The organism is Streptomyces sp. NPDC059454, from assembly GCF_042749965.1.
In the GTDB taxonomy this organism is placed as follows: Bacteria; Actinomycetota; Actinomycetes; order Streptomycetales; family Streptomycetaceae; genus Streptomyces.
On record NZ_JBHYVC010000068.1, the window covers coordinates 1 to 15,586 of the forward strand.

18 protein-coding genes are annotated in these 15,586 nt (G+C 72.1%); 5 read left to right on the forward strand and 13 right to left on the reverse strand.

Features of this window, described 5'->3' with window-relative positions:
- Window positions 1-77: 77 nt before the first annotated feature.
- From ACFXAE_RS30900 to ACFXAE_RS30925, 6 genes are all read right to left on the reverse strand, one after another.
- Window positions 78-743, reverse strand: coding sequence for a peptidoglycan recognition family protein (locus ACFXAE_RS30900; RefSeq protein ID WP_384721149.1), 666 nt, complete (start codon window positions 741-743; stop codon window positions 78-80).
- 99 nt (window positions 744-842) lie between these two features.
- Window positions 843-1,685, reverse strand: coding sequence for a lysozyme (locus ACFXAE_RS30905; RefSeq protein WP_384721152.1), 843 nt, complete (start codon window positions 1,683-1,685; stop codon window positions 843-845).
- A 270-nt stretch (window positions 1,686-1,955) separates the two neighbouring features.
- Complete coding sequence (locus ACFXAE_RS30910) at window positions 1,956-2,378, reverse strand: acyl-CoA thioesterase (protein ID WP_384721155.1); 423 nt, start codon at window positions 2,376-2,378, stop codon at window positions 1,956-1,958.
- Between the two features lie 62 nt (window positions 2,379-2,440).
- Complete coding sequence (locus ACFXAE_RS30915) at window positions 2,441-3,076, reverse strand: hypothetical protein (RefSeq protein ID WP_384721158.1); 636 nt, start codon at window positions 3,074-3,076, stop codon at window positions 2,441-2,443.
- Window positions 3,073-3,282, reverse strand: a complete 210-nt coding sequence (locus tag ACFXAE_RS30920; RefSeq protein ID WP_384721161.1) for a DUF397 domain-containing protein — start codon at window positions 3,280-3,282, stop codon at window positions 3,073-3,075. Before ACFXAE_RS30920 ends, ACFXAE_RS30915 begins: the two co-directional genes overlap by 4 nt.
- Window positions 3,279-4,106, reverse strand: coding sequence for a Scr1 family TA system antitoxin-like transcriptional regulator (locus ACFXAE_RS30925; protein WP_384721164.1), 828 nt, complete (start codon window positions 4,104-4,106; stop codon window positions 3,279-3,281). The genes ACFXAE_RS30920 and ACFXAE_RS30925 overlap by 4 nt, the downstream gene beginning before the upstream one ends.
- Window positions 4,107-4,263: 157 nt before the next feature.
- On the opposite strand from ACFXAE_RS30925, the gene ACFXAE_RS30930 reads away from it, so the two are divergent.
- Complete coding sequence (locus tag ACFXAE_RS30930) at window positions 4,264-4,719, forward strand: ATP-binding protein (protein WP_384721167.1); 456 nt, start codon at window positions 4,264-4,266, stop codon at window positions 4,717-4,719.
- Window positions 4,720-4,780: 61 nt separating this feature from the next.
- Here the strand turns inward: ACFXAE_RS30930 and ACFXAE_RS30935 are convergent, their stop codons facing one another.
- Complete coding sequence (locus tag ACFXAE_RS30935) at window positions 4,781-4,945, reverse strand: hypothetical protein (RefSeq protein ID WP_384721170.1); 165 nt, start codon at window positions 4,943-4,945, stop codon at window positions 4,781-4,783.
- Here ACFXAE_RS30935 and ACFXAE_RS30940 point away from each other — a divergent pair.
- Window positions 4,932-5,315 carry a hypothetical protein gene (locus ACFXAE_RS30940; protein ID WP_384721256.1) on the forward strand — a complete coding sequence of 128 codons (384 nt, stop codon included), beginning with the start codon at window positions 4,932-4,934 and terminating at the stop codon, window positions 5,313-5,315. The two genes, ACFXAE_RS30935 and ACFXAE_RS30940, sit on opposite strands and share 14 nt — an antisense overlap.
- Here the strand turns inward: ACFXAE_RS30940 and ACFXAE_RS30945 are convergent.
- Window positions 5,305-5,631 (reverse strand): hypothetical protein, encoded by a 327-nt coding sequence (locus ACFXAE_RS30945; RefSeq protein WP_384721173.1) that lies wholly within the window; start codon window positions 5,629-5,631, stop codon window positions 5,305-5,307. The genes ACFXAE_RS30940 and ACFXAE_RS30945 overlap by 11 nt on opposite strands.
- A gap of 44 nt (window positions 5,632-5,675) precedes the next feature.
- Complete coding sequence (locus ACFXAE_RS30950; protein ID WP_384721176.1) at window positions 5,676-6,884, reverse strand: pyridoxal phosphate-dependent aminotransferase; 1,209 nt, start codon at window positions 6,882-6,884, stop codon at window positions 5,676-5,678.
- A gap of 83 nt (window positions 6,885-6,967) precedes the next feature.
- Here ACFXAE_RS30950 and ACFXAE_RS30955 point away from each other — a divergent pair, with 83 nt between their 5' ends.
- Entirely contained in the window at window positions 6,968-7,594 is a 627-nt protein-coding gene (locus ACFXAE_RS30955; RefSeq protein ID WP_384721179.1) for a winged helix-turn-helix transcriptional regulator, read from the forward strand.
- A gap of 46 nt (window positions 7,595-7,640) precedes the next feature.
- Here the strand turns inward: ACFXAE_RS30955 and ACFXAE_RS30960 are convergent, their stop codons facing one another.
- The 3 genes from ACFXAE_RS30960 to ACFXAE_RS30970 are packed head-to-tail and all read right to left on the reverse strand — an operon-like array spanning window position 7,641 to window position 11,260.
- Window positions 7,641-8,438, reverse strand: a complete 798-nt coding sequence (locus ACFXAE_RS30960; RefSeq protein ID WP_384721182.1) for a hypothetical protein — start codon at window positions 8,436-8,438, stop codon at window positions 7,641-7,643.
- Window positions 8,438-9,709 carry a VWA domain-containing protein gene (locus ACFXAE_RS30965; protein ID WP_384721185.1) on the reverse strand — a complete coding sequence of 424 codons (1,272 nt, stop codon included), beginning with the start codon at window positions 9,707-9,709 and terminating at the stop codon, window positions 8,438-8,440. The genes ACFXAE_RS30960 and ACFXAE_RS30965 overlap by 1 nt, the downstream gene beginning before the upstream one ends.
- Before the next feature lie 45 nt (window positions 9,710-9,754).
- Window positions 9,755-11,260: an IucA/IucC family protein gene (locus tag ACFXAE_RS30970; RefSeq protein WP_384721188.1), complete on the reverse strand. Its 1,506-nt coding sequence runs from the start codon at window positions 11,258-11,260 to the stop codon at window positions 9,755-9,757.
- 102 nt (window positions 11,261-11,362) lie between these two features.
- Between ACFXAE_RS30970 and ACFXAE_RS30975 the strand changes: the two genes are divergently transcribed.
- Window positions 11,363-12,856, forward strand: a complete 1,494-nt coding sequence (locus tag ACFXAE_RS30975) for an IucA/IucC family protein (RefSeq protein WP_384721190.1) — start codon at window positions 11,363-11,365, stop codon at window positions 12,854-12,856.
- 1 nt (window position 12,857) lies between these two features.
- Here the strand turns inward: ACFXAE_RS30975 and ACFXAE_RS30980 are convergent, their stop codons facing one another.
- Window positions 12,858-14,966 (reverse strand): MMPL family transporter, encoded by a 2,109-nt coding sequence (locus tag ACFXAE_RS30980; RefSeq protein ID WP_384721193.1) that lies wholly within the window; start codon window positions 14,964-14,966, stop codon window positions 12,858-12,860.
- Between the two features lie 76 nt (window positions 14,967-15,042).
- Between ACFXAE_RS30980 and ACFXAE_RS30985 the strand changes: the two genes are divergently transcribed.
- On the forward strand, window positions 15,043-15,570 hold the full coding sequence (locus ACFXAE_RS30985) for a MarR family winged helix-turn-helix transcriptional regulator (protein ID WP_384721196.1): 528 nt from the start codon (window positions 15,043-15,045) through the stop codon (window positions 15,568-15,570).
- The last annotated feature ends 16 nt before the right edge of the window (window positions 15,571-15,586 follow it).

A 15,586-nucleotide genomic window follows, 5' to 3' on the forward strand; every position in this document is an offset into this window, starting at 1 on the left:
GTCTCCGGGACGTGCGCGTCCCGGAGACGGCCCTCAAGGAGGGGAAGGCCCCCGCCTCACCATTTCACCGCGGACGGTCACGCCGCCCGGGCCGCCGCCACTTCCTCCCGCAGCCGGGGCAGCATGTCGTGGTAGACACCCGGGCAGAGGGTCTCGCCGTAGTCCTTGTGGCCGTGGAGCTGTGCGGAGGGGATGCCGTACCGCGCGCACACGTACGCGCACAGGGTGACCAGGACGTCCCACTGGGCCTCCGGCGGCACCGCGCCCGCGTGGTACGCGCCCTCGCACGCGATGCCGATGGCCTGGTCGTTCTGCCCGGAGGTGTGGGAGCCGAGGACGAAGTTCCGGCCGCCGGTGAGCGCCCGGAGACTGCCGTGCCGGCCCTCGGTGATCCAGCCGCCCCGGCTGACCAGGAAGTGGTAGCCGGTGTCGACCCAGTTGTTCTTGTCCAGGTGCAGGTCCTGCACCCAGTGGGCGTGCGCGTGCGCCTGGGCGCGGGAGAAGTCGGAGGTGTTGGCGCTCACCGTGTGATGGACGACGATCCGGCTCGGCCGGTACTGGAGGAGGCTGATGTTCCCCCGGGGGGAACGGGCGCCCCAGGTCGTGGTGGAGTCGATGTCCGGCTCGACGGCCTCGGCGCCGGTGCCGCCGGCGTGCGCGGTGCCCGGCAGGGCGGTGAAGGCGGCCAGTCCGGCCGCACCGGCGAGCAGGAGGCGGCGGCGCAGGGGGTGGTCGGGATGCACGATCACTCCTCGGGGACGGAGGGAGGGCGGGGGAGACGACGGAGCCGGCCGCGGGTCGGCCGCCGGCTCCACCGCGTGATCGCGTACGTACCTACGCCGTCAGGTGTTGTTGGCGAGCGCCAGCAGCCGGTCGCGGGAGCCGTTGAACTGGTTGCGGTCCACGTTGCCGGCGACTCCGGCGACCGAACCGGTGCTGGTGTACTGCCACACCGTCCAGGTGGGGAAACCGCTCGGAATGGTCGGCGACGACGCGGAGGTCCAGTGCGCCACCCACAGCGGGCTCTTGGCGGACATGCCGGTCCAGTTGCCGGTGCAGGTGTTCCACCAGCTCGCCGTCGTGTAGATGACGACGTCACGGCTCGTGCGCGATTTGTAGGTGGTGTAGAAGTCGTTGATCCAGCTGCGCATCTGCGTGGTGGACAGGCCGTAGCACATGGCCCCGTACGGGTTGTGCTCGATGTCCAGGACGCCCGGCAGGGTGAGGTTGTCGCGCGACCAGCCGCCGCCGCTGTTGACGAAGTAGTTCGCCTGGGTGGCGCCGCTGGAGGCGTTGGGGAGCGCGAAGTGGTACGCGCCGCGGATCACGCCGGCGCGGTAGGCGGCGGGGTAGTTGGTGTTGAAGCTCGGGTCCTTGTAGGTGGTGCCCTCGGTCGCCTTCATCCAGGCGAACTGGATGCCGGCGCCCCGCACCGAGGTCCAGTTGATGGCGCCCTGCCAGTGCGAGACGTCGATACCCTGGACGCCGTCGGTGGGGGCCAGGGCGCCCCGCGACGGGTCCCCGGCCGGGTCGCCCTCGTGGACGCGGGTGCCCACACCCATGTACGCCTCGCCGGGCTCGACCTTGACACGGTCCCGGTCGGGCTGGGGTGCTGCGGTCGCGCCGCCCGCGGTGGTGGCCGTCAGCGCGAGTGCGGCGCCGAGGACGCCGAGCGCCGTGGCCATCCGTCTGCGGGGGCCGGTTAAGGGGCGGGGGAGAGAGAACACTGGGGCTGCCTCCTGACACATGTGGGGATGAGCGAAGGAGGTGACGTCGGCCGCTGCCACCTGGGCAGATCCGTGCTGCTTGACGTGCGCGCGTCATTAGTTACGCACGTAGATTCCGCGGGTGTAAAGGGCCTCCGGTTCCCTCTGGTGGTCTGGTCCACTGTAGGAGCGGATGGCCAGGAAACTTGGGAACCGGGCGGCGGAAACTTTCAGCGCGTGAAACCTCGGCTACAGTCCGAACAGGCCGGGGTCCTTCGCCAGGTCCCGGAAGACGTCCTGGGGATTCGGCACGAGCTTGCGCCGCTTGAGGTCCATCAGCCCGCCGACCGCCGTGATCTCGGCCGCCACGGTGCCGTCGGCCTTGGTGATCGTCTGCTCGATGGTGAAGACCTTGCCGCCGCTCCAGATGAAGGCGCAGCTCACGTCGGCCTCGTCACCGGCGAGCAGCTCCCGCTTGTAGCGGATGGTGGTCTCCAGCGCGACCGGTCCCACCCCCTGGGAGATGAGCCCGGACTGGCTGATCCCGACCTCCTGGAGCAGCGACCAGCGCGCGTGCTCCGCGTAGTTGAGGTACACGGCCTGGTTGAGGTGGCCCTGCACGTCGGTCTCGTATCCGCGCACGGTCACCCGTACGGAGAACGGCTCGCTCACTGCGTCTGTCCCCTTCACGCCCGCTCGGTTCGTTGCCCGACCCACCGATCCTGGCACGCCCCTCACACCCGGCGCGGGGAGGCCAGCAGATAGCGCGCCCGGGTCCTCGGCTCCGTGTACTCCCCGACCTGCCAGCCGGCCCCCTCCAGCGTGGCCGCGCAGGCCCGCAGCGCCTCGCCGTCCGGCTCGTGCACGGCGACAGCCTCCGGCTGCGGGGTCTCCCGCACGCGGTAACCGCCCTCGCCGTCGGTGGCCGGGCGGTGCCCGGCGGCCTCCAAGGCGAGCGCGGCGGCCTGCACCAGATGCGAACGCTCCCAGCCGCACGGCCGGTCCGTGGCGCCGTCGGTGTTGGTCATCCGGCGCAGCTCCAGCATCCCCTGCCAGGCGCCGCGCACCTCCCGGAGCCGGGCGGGGCCCGACTCCGGCGCGGGGTGTTCGCCGCCGACGCGCGCGGCGAACACCCCGGTCGCGGCCGGTGCCTCCACCGGTTCGGGCGCTGCCTCGGCCTCTGCCTCCGACTCGCGCGCCCGGTGCCCCGCCGGGGTCAGGAAGTGATCGTGCGGCGGCCTCGGGTGCCGGAAGGCGAGCCCGCGCTTCACCAGCGCGGCGAGCTGTGCCGGCGTGCCCCTCAGCCGTCCGGTGCCGGGATCGGCGGCGTCGACGATGCGGCGCTGCGCGGCGGTGAGCGGTCGGGTCATCGGCGTCCGGAGGCGTAGGGGAGGAAGGCTGCCCACTGCTGGGGGGCGAAGGTGAGGCGGGGGCCGTGTATGTGCTTCGAGTCCCGGACGTTGATGGTTTCGGGGGCGAAGGCGACTTCCACGCACTCTGGACCGTCATTCGTGCTGTAGCTGCTCTTGAACCACTTCAGCGCGGGACCGTTCCCGGTCGGGCGGTTGGACGTCATGTCTCTCCCAGCAGTTTCTCGATGAAGGCCAGTGACTCACGGGGTGTGAGGGCTTGGGCCCGGATGATGCCATAGCGGATCTCGAGGATCTGGATCTCCTTGGGGTCGGAGAGCAGTCGGCTGATCAGCTGTACTTCGATGTGGCCCACGGTGGCTCCCTCCTTCAGCCGCAGCAGTTGAAGTGCCCCTGCGAGTCCCGCGTGGTCTTCGCGGTCCGTGGGCAGCACCTGGATCTCCACGTTCCGCAGCTGACCAACCTCCAACAAGCGTTCGAGCTGCTTCCGCATCACCATTTTGCCCCCGAGCGGGCGGCGCAGCGTCACCTCTTCCTGAACGAAGCCGAAGGCGGGAGCCGGCTGCTGATCGAAGATCCTCTGACGCGCCAAGCGAGCCTCGACGAGTTCGTCCACCTGCTCCTCGTTGTACGGAGGTCGCCGCATGCCATAGATGGCCCGCGTGTACTCCGGCGTCTGAAGCAGGCCGTGCACAACGTGATTCGCGTAGGCGTACAGCTCGACTGCTTCCTCCTCCAGCTTGGCCAAGTCCCGTACCTTCTTCGGAAACCGGGCCTTCGCCACATCGTTCTTCAGCCCCGAGAGCAGCCCGCCCGCTTCGAGCACCCGGTCCGCCGCGTCGAGGAACTCCTCCATCGGCGCCCTGCGCCCGCGCTCGACGGAGGACACCTGCTCCTCGCTGTACCCGATGGCCGTTGCGAGACCGGCCTGGGTCAGGCCCTCCCGCTCCCGGCACATCTTGATGATCCGTCCGACGGTCCGCAGGACGGCCGCCGACTCCTCGTCCGCGCCGTAAGGCTCCACGCTCATGTCCTCACACCTCCATGTGCCACCCGTGCCCAACCGGCCGCCGATACGGTGCGTCACGCATCGCGGCCCGGACAGAGCCGGACGGCGCCCGTACGGTGACCCTGGGTACCGGTGTCGTTACTGTTCACGGTAAAGCCGTGTGGACACGCTGAGTGACATGAACGTCGATATCGCCCCGGCCGTCGAACACCTGGACCCTTCGCGCCACTTCGGCATCCGGCTCTCGGCCACCGCCAGAGGCGCACGCCTCGCCCGCCACCTGTCGGCCGAGCAACTCGCTTCCTGGGGCTGGCCGTACGACAGCGAGGCCAACCGCGCGGCGTCCCTGCTGGTGGCCGAACTCGCCACGAACGCGGTGGTGCACGGGCATGCCCGGGGCCGTGACTTCCGGCTCCGCCTGACGCTCCACCCTGAGGACACCACACTCCGTATCGAACTCACCGACGCCCGCCCCGACCGGCGCCCGCCGGCCCCCGGCACGCTGCGACCCGCAGCGCCCGACACGGAGTCCGGCCGCGGCCTCCTCCTCGTCGAGGCGTTGTCCACCCACTGGGGAACCACCGGTGGAGACCCGTACACCAAGACGGTGTGGTGTGAAGTCGCCCTGCGCTGACCGATGGCGTCAGGTGTCCTCAAGGGTTCGCTCCAGGTGAGGAACTCCTTCGGGCGGATCGTCAGGTACGGGAAAAGGGCGCCCAGCCGGAGAGTTCGAACCCGGCGCCCTCGCGCCGGATCTCGAAGGCGCCGTGGCCGGGCAGGTGGGCGGGCAGCACGAGGGCGTTGTGGTCGGCGGCGTAGGCGAACATCCGGGCCCGGCTGGTCTTCCTGGACGCGCACACCCGCGCCCTCCACCGTGACTGGCCCGCCAAGGCCCGCGCCGTGGTCGGCAACCTGCGCATCCTGACGGCCCGCCACCCCGACGATGCCTGCCTCGCCGCGCTGGTCGGCGAACTGGCGATCCACAGCAACGAGTTCGCCTCACTGTGGGCCGAGCACACCGTCGAGCCCTGCGGCCGCGACGTCTACGACCTGGCCCATCCGGTCGTCGGGGACCTGACCGTCACGCAGCAGACGTTCCGCGTCCCGCAGGAGCCGCGCCAGTCCCTCGTCACCTTCACCGCGGAGCCCGGATCCGCCTCCTCCGCAGCACTGACGGTGTTGCGGCAGGCTTGCGGCATCGGCAGGGGGTGTGCGGGACCTAACCCGTGAACTCGGGCCGCTCGTAGGGCGTCCACCAGCTGAGCAGGCTCCAGATGCCGAGGGCGAGCGTGCCCGCCGCGATCACGGCCGCGAGCCACGGGCGGCGCAGCGTACGCAGGACGAGCAGCCAGGCGGCGAGCGGGACGAGCGCGCCGCCCACGGCGATGAGGGGGAGGTCGACGTAGAGGACGCTCAGGTCCCGGTGCATGCCCTCGAAGCCGCCGTGGATGCTGACCCGCGCTTTCGGCGCCCAGGCGAGCACCGCCACGACGGCCCCCGAGGCGGCCAGGAGGATGCTCGTGCAGCCCAGTCTCTCTTCCTGCATGTCTTGATCGGACGCGATCGTTCCGCCGGCGGTTCCCGGGCACACTACTGCCGGTATCCGCTCAAGAAACGGCCGATCCTGCCGATCGCCGTCTCCAGGACGTCCGCGTGGGGGAGGGTGAGGATGCGGAAGTGGTCGGGGGACGGCCAGTTGAAGCCGGTGCCCTGGACGACCTGGATCTTCTCCCTGAGCAGCAGGTCGAGGACGAACTTCTCGTCGTCGTGGATCTTGTGCACCGCGGGGTCCAGCCGCGCGAACGCGTACAGCGCGCCCTTCGGTTTCACGCAGCTCACGCCGGGGATCTCGTTCAGCTTCTGCCAGGCCACGTCCCGCTGTTCGCGCAGCCGTCCGCCCGGCGCGGTGAGTTCGTGGATGGACTGCCGGCCGCCGAGCGCGGCCTGGATGGCGTACTGGGCGGGCGCGTTGGCGCACAGGCGCATGGAGGCCAGCATGGTCAGGCCCTCCAGGTAGTTCCTCGCGTGCTGCTTGGGGCCGGTGACCACCAGCCAGCCGGAGCGGAAGCCCGCCACGCGGTAGGTCTTGGACAGGCCGCAGAAGGTGAGGACGACCAGGTCGGGGGCGAGCGCGGCGGCCGAGTGGTGCACGGCGTCGTCGTAGAGGATCTGGTCGTAGATCTCGTCGGCGAGCACCATCAGGCCGTGGCGGCGGGCGAGGTCGAGGATGCCCTCGACGATCTCCTTCGGGTAGACCGCGCCCGTCGGGTTGTTGGGGTTGATGATGACCACGGCCTTGGTGCGGTCCGTGATCTTCGTGGCCATGTCGTCCAGGTCCGGGTACCAGTCGGCCTGTTCGTCGCACAGGTAGTGGACCGCCTTGCCGCCCGCGAGGTTGGTCACCGCGGTCCACAGGGGGAAGTCCGGTGCGGGGATCAGGACTTCGTCGCCGTCCTCCAGCAGGGCCTGTACGGCCATCGAGATCAGCTCGGAGACGCCGTTGCCGAGGAAGACGTCGTCGACGTCGACCTCCAGGCCCAGGGTCTGGTAGCGCTGGGCCACCGCGCGGCGGGCGGAGAGGATGCCGCGCGAGTCGGTGTAGCCGTGTGCCCGGGGGAGCATCCGGATCATGTCCTGGACGATCTCCTCCGGCGCCTCGAAACCGAACAGGGCCGGGTTGCCGGTGTTCAGGCGCAGCACGCTGTGCCCCGCCTCCTCCAGCGCGTTGGCGTGCTCGATCACCGGACCGCGGATCTCGTAACAGACCTCGCTGAGCTTGCTCGACTGCCGGAACTCCATGCGCCGCTTCCCCTCACGTCGTGTTGCTTGGTTTTACCAAGTAGGAGCTTGGAAAGTCCAACAACATGTCTAGACTGCGTCGCATGTCACCACGCCGAAGCTACGACCAGTACTGTTCCGCAGCCCGCGCGCTCGACGTCGTCGGCGACCGCTGGACCCTGCTGATCGTCCGGGAGCTCCTCGCGGGACCGCGCCGCTACACCGACCTGCACGCGGACCTGCCCGGCGTCAGCACGGACGTACTGGCCTCCCGGCTCAAGGACATGGAACGCGACGGCCTCACCACCCGGCGACGGCTGCCCCCGCCCGGAGCGGCGTACGTCTACGAACTCACCCCGCGCGGGAGCGCGTTGCTGCCCGTGCTCCAGTCCCTCGGCGCCTGGGGCGAGGCCGAACTGGGCGAGCGGCGCCCCACGGACGCGGTGCGGGCCCACTGGTTCGCGCTGCCCCTGCTGCGCGCCCTGGAGGGCGAGGGTCTCGTCGAAGTCCGCCTGGAGGAAGGCCGGTTCCATCTGCGCGTCGGCGCCGAGGACGGTCCCGTGTACGGCGACGGCCCCGCACCCGGAGAACCCGACGCCCTGCTCTCCCTGGACACCGCCACCTGTACGGCGATCAGCCGCGGTGAACTGACCCTGGCGGACGCGGTGCGCGCCGGGCGGGTCGGGGTTTCCGGCGAGGGCACGCTCGCCAAGGCGCTGCGGGAGATGTGACACGAAAGGCGGAAGGCCCGCACGGGGCGGGCCTTCCGGAAGGACGTCACGCGGTCGGTGGCACCCCGGGCGGACGCCCGGACCCCCGCGTCAGCCGGTAGCCGGCGACACCCGCCAGGGCGGCCAGCACACCGCCCGCCGCCGTCCATGTCCAGCGGCTGGACCACCAGCCGGAGGTCCAGCCGTCCTCCGGCTCCAGGTCGGCCAGTACGGCGGAGTCCTCGCCCTCCTCCGACCCGTCGCGTGTCGCGATGCCCGGCACCAGCGGTTCGGACAGCGCGCCGTCCACCGCCGCCGCGCCGCCCATGTCCTTGGACTCGACGCGCAGTTCGGCGTCCACCGACTGACCCAGGTCGGCCGTCGACAGCCGCAGCGCCGTGAGGCGGACGTAGTACGTGCCCGGCAGCGGGTCGTTCGCCCACGGCTCCGACCAGGCGCGGACCGTGCGCAGCACGCACTCCAGCTCCACCGAGGACTTGTCCGCCCCGGCGGTGCGGGTCTGCGCGCCGTACTGGCAGGCCTGGCGGCGGCGCAGACCGTCGTACACGTCGATCTGCCAGGTCTCGGCCGCGTGGCTCTCCGGCAGCCTCACCGTCGCGCGGACGGTGGGGCGCTGCCCGGCGTCCGCCGGGAACGACCAGTACAGGTAGTCGCCCGTGGAGGCGCGCGCGGTGGCCGTCTGTCCCTGCTCGACCTCCGTCGCCGTGCGGAACGAGGTGCCCGCGCGGGTGGGCGCCCCGTCGTCGCCGGACGCGCTCGGAGAGGGGGAGGAGTCGGCCGCGGCGGGGGCGGCGGCCAGCCCGAGCGCCAGCAGGGCGGCACTCAGTACACGTACGGCGCGCATCAGTTGGTCCTCCAGACGGCGACCCGCCAGCGTGACAGCCAGCCCCAGACGAGACCGGTGAGGAAGCCGGTGAGGATCAGCGCGCCGAGCAGCCACCAGCCCCGGCCGAGACCGAAGGAGGCCACGTCGTCCGCCCCGTCCGGGCCGTCCACGACGTCGACCGTCAGCTCCAGCGGAAGACCGGGCGTGGTCTTCACCCCGGAGTCCGCGGAGAAGGAATGGGTCACCACCAGGCACACGGTCTCGGCCGCGGGCTTGCCGCTGTCGTCGTCCCGTTCGGGCTTCGGGTACCGCAGGCCGGTGGACAGCACGTCCGTACGGCCGTTGCCGGTCGCCTCGCCGCGCACGATCTCCCGGTCGTACACGGTGACGGCCCGCAGCAGCACGCCGTGGTCCGGGCGTACGGCGCGGTCCGCCGCCACGCTCACCGAGGCGCGCAGCTCCTGCCCGGCGAGCAGCTCCACGCGGTACCAGCGCTGCTGCCCGAACTCCTCACGGTCGGTGTAGAGGCCGGACTTCAGCACCGGTGCCTTGGTGCACGAGTCGGCGCCCTGGGTGGCCACCGGCGTGACCACCGGCTCGGCCGCGCGGTCCACCAGCTCGTTCACCCGGTCGGTGAGCTCGTCCTGGTGCTCGACCGAGGTGTACGTCCCGCCGGTCGCCTCCGCGATGCAGCTGAGCTGCCGGCTCATCTTGACGTTCGGCACCAGGCCCAGCGTGTCGATGGTCAGGCCGATGCCCTTGGCCGCGATCTCCCGGGCCACCTCGCACGGGTCGAGCGGGGCGCAGGTGTCCTCGCCGTCACTGATCAGCACGATCCGCTTGGAGCCGTCGCCGCCCTCGAGGTCGTCGGCCGCCTTCAGCAGGGCGGGGCCGATCGGGGTCCAGCCCGTCGGGGCGAGCGTGGCCACCGCCGTCTTGGCCTCGGTGCGGTCCAGCGGGCCGACCGGGTAGAGCTGCGCGGTGTCCTTGCAGCCCTCCTTGCGGTCGTCACCGGGGTAGTTCGCGCCCAGGGTGCGGATGCCCAGCTCGACCTCCTCGGGCGTCGCGTCCAGCACCTCGTTGAACGCCTGCTTCGCCGCCGCCATCCGGGACCGGCCGTCGATGTCCTTGGCCCGCATCGAGCCGCTCACATCGAGGACCAGGTTCACCTTGGGGGCATCCTGACCCGTGGGTTCACCTGCGGCCGCCCCGGCCGGGAAGGCGAGCCCGGCCGTCAGTGCGGCGAGCAGGGCACAGGCGCCTGCCACCGGCCGTTTTCTTCTGATCATCGGCGGATCCTATTGATCAGAAGCGCCGTGCTACAAAACGGGACGTCACCTGGACTCGAACTGGAGCGGATTGGGCAGTTCCGCCCATTGGTCCCCCGCCGTCCGCGGCGACAGCCGCATCAGCGTCAGCGCCTTCGCCGGCAACGGCTCGTCGAGCAGGGCGGTCAGGTCCGGGGTGCGCGGCAGATGCGGTACGGCGCTCTCCAGGGCCGCCCGCAGCACCGGCCCCGACCCCGCCGTGCCCGCCAGCGCACCGGCCACCAGCGAGCCGAACAGCTTGCGCCGCAGGGTGCGTTCGTCGTCCGTGACCATGCGCGCGGGCAACTGCCCGGGGAGCGGGACGCCGTGCCGGGCGAGGCGGGCGGGGCCGATCCGGAGATCGGCCAGATCGCGGTAGACCAGCCGTACCGGATCCCCGCCGGGCGACAGCACCACGAGCAGGTTCTGGCCGTGCGCCTCCAGGGCCACCCCCAGCTCCAGCAGCCGCAGTCCCACTGTGAGCGAGAGCCACGCGAAACGGCTCAACCAATCGGGAGAGCCGGGCAGTTCGGTGGTGGTCAGCGCCGCCACCGGGACGACCCGCTCCCCGGGCCCCGCGTACTCCTTCGGGGACTCGCGCAGCACCGCCGCCAGATCGGGCGATCCGGCCGCGACCGCGCCCAGCGTGCGGGTGATGTGCAGCAGTCCGTCCGTGCGTGCCGCCACCGCCTCCCCGAAGTCCGACAGCACCGCCGACGCGGCCACCGACCCGAGCGAGATGTCCCGCACCGAAGACGTCAGCCGGGCACTCAACGCCGTCTTGACGTGCGGCCCCTCCGGCAGCGCGAGGGTGCGCAGCGCCATCAGCGGATGCGCCGCGAGCCGTCGCCCGCCCGTCCGCTTCAGCACATGCGCGGCTTGCCACGGATGCACCGGGACCACCACCCGTCCCGACTCCCGCAGCCACTCCGGCCAGACCCCCGAGACCAGGCACTCGGTCTCCGGCACGGGCACCAGTCCCAGCTCCACGACCGGCCCGTGCTCGGGCCCGTGGGCGAGTTGCTCGGCCACCGAGAAACCCGGCCTGGCACGGCAGTTGGGATGGAACGGATGCCCGTCGACCACTCGCTGCTCCCACTCCCAGTCCCGGGTGGGCCACTTTGGCGGGTGATCCTCCCCCGTCCGGGACAACGCCAACGACGCGACGCTGTGCCCGAGTTCGGCGGCGAACACCGCCGAGTGCGGTACGGCCAGATCCGTCATCAGCCGCGCCGGATCGTCGTACACCACCTCGTCCAGCCGTACGGCGGTGACGTACGCGCCGGTCGCATACGGATCCGCGTGCGGGCCGCGCAGCCGCCGGCCGTCCGCCAGCCGCAGGGAGAGCCCTTCGCGGCCCGTTTCCCGGCGGGCGATCCACGGCAGCGGCTCGTGCGCGAGGCCGCGCCACAGCCGGGTCAGCACGGCCGCGCGGGCGCCGGGCAGTTCGTCGGCGTACCGGGGCACGAGGCCGGGCCGTACGACGGCCAACTCGTCGGCGACCTCGGTCTCGGCGGTGGGGGGACGGTGCACGGGCGGGCTCCTCGGTGGCGCGCGGGACGGGACGCGGGGGTGGACGGCGACAGACATACTGATCGTCTCCGTCCGGACAGACCGTAAGGAACCAGAGAACGCGTGGACCTCATCACTCCGCCCGCGGACGACGACGCGGCCCGCCGTGCCGACGCGTACGCGGCGGTGCCGCTGCTGAACTGCCTGCTGCGCGAAGTGGCACAGCCCGTACCGGGACCGGGGGAGCGCCCGGCGTACCGCCTGCCCGGCACGGACCGCCTGCTGCGGGTGCGCGGCACCCGGCGCCCCGCCGAACCCGAGGTCCACGCGGCAGGCGCCTGGCACCGCGTCGGCCACACGGAGCTGGTGAAACTCGTCGCCGAGGAGCTGCGCCGGCACACCGGCCTGTCCAACCACGAACTGCCCGCCGAGATGCTCGACAGCCGGGAGGCGGTGGCCGCGCTGCTCGCCGCCCGCGCCCGGGCCACTCCGCCCGACGACCCGTATCTGCGCTCCGAGCAGGCCCTCGTCACCGGCCACACCCACCATCCCGCACCCAAGGCGCGGGGCGGCGGCCCGGCGGCGGCCTGGCTGCCGTACGCGCCCGAGGCGCACGCCCGCTTCCCGCTGACGCTGCTGGGGCTGCGCGAGGACACGGTGGTGGAAGAGGGCGACACCGCGGCCCTCGACGGCCTGGGCGCCGCACCGCCCGGCTACCGCCTGCTGCCCGCGCACCCCTGGCAACTGGACCTCGCGGCCCGGGACCTCGCCCCCGCCTTCGCCGACGGCCGCCTGATCCGGCTGGGCACGACCCCCTTCCCGGTGTGGCCCACGGCGGCGATCCGCACCGTGTACGCGCCCGGGCGCGACCTGTTCCTGAAGTTCAGCCTGGACGTGCGCATCACCAACGACGTCCGTCGGCTGTGGCGTCACGACCTGCTGAGGCTCCGCGCGACCGACACGGCCGTGCGCGACGCCTTCGCCGGGTCCGACGCGGCCTGGCAGAGCGACCGCGGGTACCGCACCGCGGACTTCGCCCACGAACAACTGGCCGTGGTCGTGCGCGACGGCCTGCGCGGCCACGTCCCGCCCGGCGCGACCCCGTACCTGGCCGCCGCCCTGGCGGAGGGCTTCGACGGCAACCCGCTGGCCACCACCCCACGGCCGGCGGCCTGGTGGGAGGCCTACCTGTCGCGGGTGGTCCCCCCGGCCCTGACGGCCTTCGGCGGACACGGCGTCGTCCTGGAGGCACACCTGCAGAACACGCTCGTCGCCGTGGACCCCGACGGCATGCCGGTACGGGTCCTGTACCGGGACGCGGAGGGCGTGAAACTGCTGTCCGCGGTCTCCAGGGAGGCGGGCTGGGAACGCCTGGTCTACTGCCTGGTCGTCAACCACCTCATGGAGATCGCCGCCGCCCTCGCCGACCACCACCCCGGCCTCGACCCCTGGCCCGCTCTCCGCCGCGAACTGGCCCGCCACGACCTCCCCGAGATCCCCGCCCTCCTCACCGCCCCCACCCTCCCGGCCAAGACCAACCTCCTGCTGCGCTGGACCGGGGCGGACGGCGCGGACGCCCGCTACCGCCCGCTGCCCAGTCCGCTGGCCGGCGGGTGAGTCAGCTCCGCTCGGCCCGCGGAGTCCGTCCCGCGCCGTCGCGGGCCAGGGCCCCGGGCCACCAGGCCCGGGGCCCGATGTCGATCACCAGCGCGGGAACCAGCAGCGAGCGGACCACGAGCGTGTCGAGCAGCACGCCGAACGCCACGATGAAGGCGATCTGCACCAGGAAGGCCAGCGGGATGACCATCAGCGCCGCGAACGTCGCGGCGAGCACCACACCGGCCGAGGTGATCACTCCGCCGGTCGTGGTCAGTCCGCGCAGCACGCCCCGCCGGGTGCCGTGCACGAGCGCCTCCTCCCGCACCCGGGACATCAGGAAGATGTTGTAGTCGACGCCGAGGGCCACCAGGAACACGAACCCGTACAGCGGGACCGACGCGTCCGTGCCGCCGAATCCGAGGAGGTGCTCGAAGACGAGCGCCGAGACGCCGAGCGTCGCCAGGAAGTTGAGCGCCACGGTCGCGACCAGCAGCACGGGCACGAGCAGGGAGCGCAGCAGCAGGACGAGGATCAGCAGGATGATGACCAGGACGACCGGGACGATCAGGGTGCGGTCGTGGGCGGCGGTCTGCTGGGTGTCGTACTGCTGGGCCGTGTAGCCGCCGACCAGCGCGCCGGCCCCGGAGACCGCGTGCACGTTCTCGCGCAGCCGCTCGACGGTCTCCTTCGCGGCGTCGCTGTCCGCCGCGTCCTCGAGGGTGGCGTCGATGCGGACGCGCCCGTCGACGACCAGCGGCTCACCGGCCCCGGGTCGTCCCGAGGCGGAGACGGCGCCGGCCGAGTCCACGCCCTCCGTCCTGTTCGCCGCGGCCGTCACCTCGGCGGCGCGGTCGGCGTCGGCGATGATGACGGCCGGGTTCCCGGACCCGCCGGGGAAGTGCTCGCCGAGCGTCTTCTGGGCGGCGACCGAGGGCGCGTCGTTCACGAAGATCTCGTCGAGCGGCACCCCCTTGGCGGACAGGGAGGGAGCGAAGGTCGCGAAGACGGCGAGGACCAGCGCGGTCAGCAGCCACACCCGCCGCGGCCGGCGGTCCACGGTCGCGGCGACCCGGCGCCACACGCCGTGTCCCTCCACGGACGCGTCCGACGCCTTCGGCCGGGCGGGCCAGTACGCGGCCCGGCCCAGCAGGGCCAGCACGGCCGGCAGGAAGGTGAGTGTGGAGAGCACCGCGCACACAATGCCGATGGCGCCGACCGGCCCGAGGGCGCGGTTGTTCGTGAGGTCACTGGCGAGCAGGGCCAGCAGACCGAGCGCCACGGTGGCCGCGCTCGCCGTGATGGCGCCGAAGGACCTGCGCACGGCCGCCAGCGCGGCCGCGTACCGGTCGCCGCGCTCGGCGAGCTCCTCGCGGAAACGGGCCGCGAGCAGCAGGGCGTAGTCGGTGGCCGCGCCGATCACGAGGATCGAGAGGATGCCCTGCACCTGGCCGTCGACCTGCACCACGTCCCGGTCCGCCAACGCGTAGACGACGGCACAGGCGAGCCCCAGGGCGAACACGGAGCCGAGGATGATCAGGAACGGCAGCAGGACGCTCCGGTAGACCAGCAGCAGGATCAGCAGCACGGCGCCGAGCGCCACGCCCAGCAGCAGTCCGTCGATGCCCGCGAACGCGTCCGACAGATCGGCCTGGGTCGCCGCCGGACCGGCGATCCGCGCCGTGGCCCCGGACACGCCGTCCGCCGACCGGCGCACCTCGTCCAGCACCTCGGGCAGCTCCTCGCCGAGGTCGGGCTGGAGCTGTACGACGGCCTGCAGGGCCCGCCGGTCCTCGGAGACCAGCGCCGGCGAGGGCCGGCCGACGACACCGGCGGTACCGGCGAGGGCGCCGACCGCGTCCGAGGCGGCGGCCTGCTGGGCCCCGGTGACCCGGTCGCCGTCCACCGTCCAGACCACGACGGCCGGCATGGTCTCGGACTGGTCGAACGCTTCGCGGGCATCGAGTACCTGAGTGGACTCGGCGCTCTGCGGGAGGAAGGCGGCCTGGTCGTTGGTGGCCACCTCGCCCAGCTTGCCCGCGTACGGCCCGAGCGTCCCGCCCACACCCAGCCAGACGATCAGCAGGGCGAGGGGGACGAGCCACCGGGCTCGGCTCGGTGCGTTTTTCATGTGGATTCCCGATGAACCGGAGGAGTAAGTCGATGATTGAGTATCTCAATCATCGAGTGATTCTATACTGGCCCGCATGAACGGCTCCGGCACCCCCTCGGCACTTACTTCGGCGGACGACCCGACAGGGTTGCAGTCCTTCGCCGTTCAGTTGCGCCGGATGAACAGCGAGTTCAACCGCATCGCCCAGGAGTTCGCGCACGCACAGGGCCTGCACCCCACCGACATGCAGGCCCTGATCGCGATCCTGGACGCCGACGCCGACGCCGACGCCGACGCCGATGCCGACGCGCCGGGCGAGCCCATGACGCCCGGCCGCCTGCGCAAGCAGCTCAACCTCACGTCCGGAGCGGTGACCGCGTGTCTCGACCGGCTGGAGAGGGCGGGGCACATCCGGCGCGTCCGGGCGGCCGGCGACCGCCGTGTGGTGCACCTGGAGTACGCGGAGCAGGCCAGAAGCCTGGCCAGGGACTACTTCCGGCCACTGGCGCGCAGTACCGACACGGCGCGCGGCCGCTTCACCCCCGACGAACTGACGGTGGTCGTACGGTTCCTCAGGGAGATGAACCGGGAACTCGTCCTTCTGCGACAAGACCGCGGGTAGGGTCCGGGGCACGTCG

Bases quoted from the DNA above. Each gene is read 5' to 3' on its own strand.
- ACFXAE_RS30925 (WP_384721164.1), bottom strand. From the start codon at position 4,106: ATGAGCGTGGAGCCTTACGGCGCGGACGAGGAGTCGGCGGCCGTCCTG.
- ACFXAE_RS30915 (WP_384721158.1), bottom strand. From the start codon at position 3,076: ATGACCCGACCGCTCACCGCCGCGCAGCGCCGCATCGTCGACGCCGCC.
- ACFXAE_RS30955 (WP_384721179.1), top strand. From the start codon at position 6,968: ATGTCACCACGCCGAAGCTACGACCAGTACTGTTCCGCAGCCCGCGCG.
- ACFXAE_RS30965 (WP_384721185.1), bottom strand. From the start codon at position 9,709: ATGATCAGAAGAAAACGGCCGGTGGCAGGCGCCTGTGCCCTGCTCGCC.
- ACFXAE_RS30950 (WP_384721176.1), bottom strand. From the start codon at position 6,884: ATGGAGTTCCGGCAGTCGAGCAAGCTCAGCGAGGTCTGTTACGAGATC.
- ACFXAE_RS30905 (WP_384721152.1), bottom strand. From the start codon at position 1,685: ATGGCCACGGCGCTCGGCGTCCTCGGCGCCGCACTCGCGCTGACGGCC.
- ACFXAE_RS30920 (WP_384721161.1), bottom strand. From the start codon at position 3,282: ATGACGTCCAACCGCCCGACCGGGAACGGTCCCGCGCTGAAGTGGTTC.
- ACFXAE_RS30985 (WP_384721196.1), top strand. From the start codon at position 15,043: ATGAACGGCTCCGGCACCCCCTCGGCACTTACTTCGGCGGACGACCCG.
- ACFXAE_RS30930 (WP_384721167.1), top strand. From the start codon at position 4,264: ATGAACGTCGATATCGCCCCGGCCGTCGAACACCTGGACCCTTCGCGC.
- ACFXAE_RS30960 (WP_384721182.1), bottom strand. From the start codon at position 8,438: ATGCGCGCCGTACGTGTACTGAGTGCCGCCCTGCTGGCGCTCGGGCTG.
- ACFXAE_RS30980 (WP_384721193.1), bottom strand. From the start codon at position 14,966: ATGAAAAACGCACCGAGCCGAGCCCGGTGGCTCGTCCCCCTCGCCCTG.
- ACFXAE_RS30945 (WP_384721173.1), bottom strand. From the start codon at position 5,631: ATGCAGGAAGAGAGACTGGGCTGCACGAGCATCCTCCTGGCCGCCTCG.